The sequence below is a fragment of the Lacihabitans soyangensis genome (genome assembly GCF_024343775.1).
Lineage (GTDB): Bacteria > Bacteroidota > Bacteroidia > Cytophagales > Spirosomataceae > Leadbetterella > Leadbetterella soyangensis.
On sequence record NZ_RJUF01000089.1, the window covers coordinates 1 to 1962 of the forward strand.

The window sequence follows — 1962 nt, forward strand, 5'->3', positions numbered from 1 at the left end:
CATCGGGTTTAGCAGCTGGAACATACACCGTAACAGTGACAGATGCAAACGGTTGTCAGAAAACAGCAACTGTTAGCATTACTCAGCCTACGGCACTAGTTGCTTCGATTTCTACTCAAACGAATGTTTTATGCAATGGTGCAAGTACTGGATCAGCAACTGTTACAGTGTCTGGTGGAAATCCCTTATTCAGTAATACAACAGCTCCTTTGGGTGGTACCGCTACAATAACTACAAATGTAAGTCCAACTTACATTTATTCATGGGCACCTTCTGGAGGCACTGCAGCTACCGCAACCGGCTTATCAGCTGGCACTTATACGGTAACAGTGACGGATGCCAACGCTTGTCAGAAAACGGCAACTGTCAACATTACTCAACCCGCAGCACTCGTCGCATCGATTTCTGCTCAAACCAATGTAATATGCAATGGAGCAAGTACTGGATCAGCAACGGTTACTGCATCAGGTGGAAATCCTAATTATACCTATTCATGGGCACCATCTGGCGGTACAGCAGCTACAGCATCAGGTCTAACAGCTGGAACATATACGGTGACAGTTACAGATGCAAACGCTTGTCAGAAAACAGCAACGGTAACAATTACACAGCCAACGGCACTCGTCGCATCTGTATCAGCTCAAACCAATGTATTATGCAATGGAGCGAATACTGGAACAGCAACGGTAACCGCTTCGGGTGGAACACCGAATTATTCGTATTCATGGGCTCCTTCCGGCGGTACAGCTGCTACTGCAACAGGTCTAGTGGCCGGAATTTATACAATAACCGTAACTGATGCGAACGCTTGTCAGCAAACTGCAACGGTCAACATTACTCAACCTGCGGCACTAGTCGCATCAATTTCTGCTCAAACGAATATAATTTGTAATGGAGCAAGTACCGGATCAGCTACAGTATCGGCATCTGGTGGAAATCCTAATTATACCTATTCATGGGCTCCTTCAGGTGGGACAGCTGCCATTGCCTCGGGTCTAGCAGCCGGAACATACACCGTAACTGTGACGGATGCCAACGCTTGCCAGAAAACGGCAACCGTCAGCATTACTCAGCCTACGTCATTGTTAGCATCTATTTCTGCACAAACTGATGTTTTATGCAATGGAGCAAGTACTGGTTCTGCCACTGTAACTCCATCAGGCGGAAATCCTTCATACACTTATGAGTGGGCACCATCAGGTGGCACTGCGGCCACTGCATCGGGTTTAGCAGCTGGAACATACACCGTAACAGTGACAGATGCAAACGGTTGTCAGAAAACAGCAACTGTTAGCATTACTCAGCCTACGGCACTAGTTGCTTCGATTTCTACTCAAACGAATGTTTTATGCAATGGTGCAAGTACTGGATCAGCAACTGTTACAGTGTCTGGTGGAAATCCCTTATTCAGTAATACAACAGCTCCTTTGGGTGGTACCGCTACAATAACTACAAATGTAAGTCCAACTTACATTTATTCATGGGCACCTTCTGGAGGCACTGCAGCTACCGCAACCGGCTTATCAGCTGGCACTTATACGGTAACAGTGACGGATGCCAACGCTTGTCAGAAAACGGCAACTGTCAACATTACTCAACCCGCAGCACTCGTCGCATCGATTTCTGCTCAAACCAATGTAATATGCAATGGAGCAAGTACTGGATCAGCAACGGTTACTGCATCAGGTGGAAATCCTAATTATACCTATTCATGGGCACCATCTGGCGGTACAGCAGCTACAGCATCAGGTCTAGCAGCAGGAATATACACCGTAACAGTGACTGATGCAAACGGTTGTCAGAAAACAGCAACGGTCAACATCACGCAGCCTACGGCACTAATCGTTTCAATTTCTGCTCAAACGAATGTATTGTGCAATGGAGCAAGTACAGGATCGGCAACGGTAACCGCTTCAAATGGTACTGCTCCTTACAGCTATTCATGGGCACCTTCTGGTGGTA

General features: G+C 46.8%; 1 pseudogene. It reads left to right on the forward strand.

Features of this window, described 5'->3' with window-relative positions:
- Positions 1 to 1962 (forward strand): annotated as a pseudogene (locus EGI31_RS14475) (SprB repeat-containing protein); the annotation flags it as partial.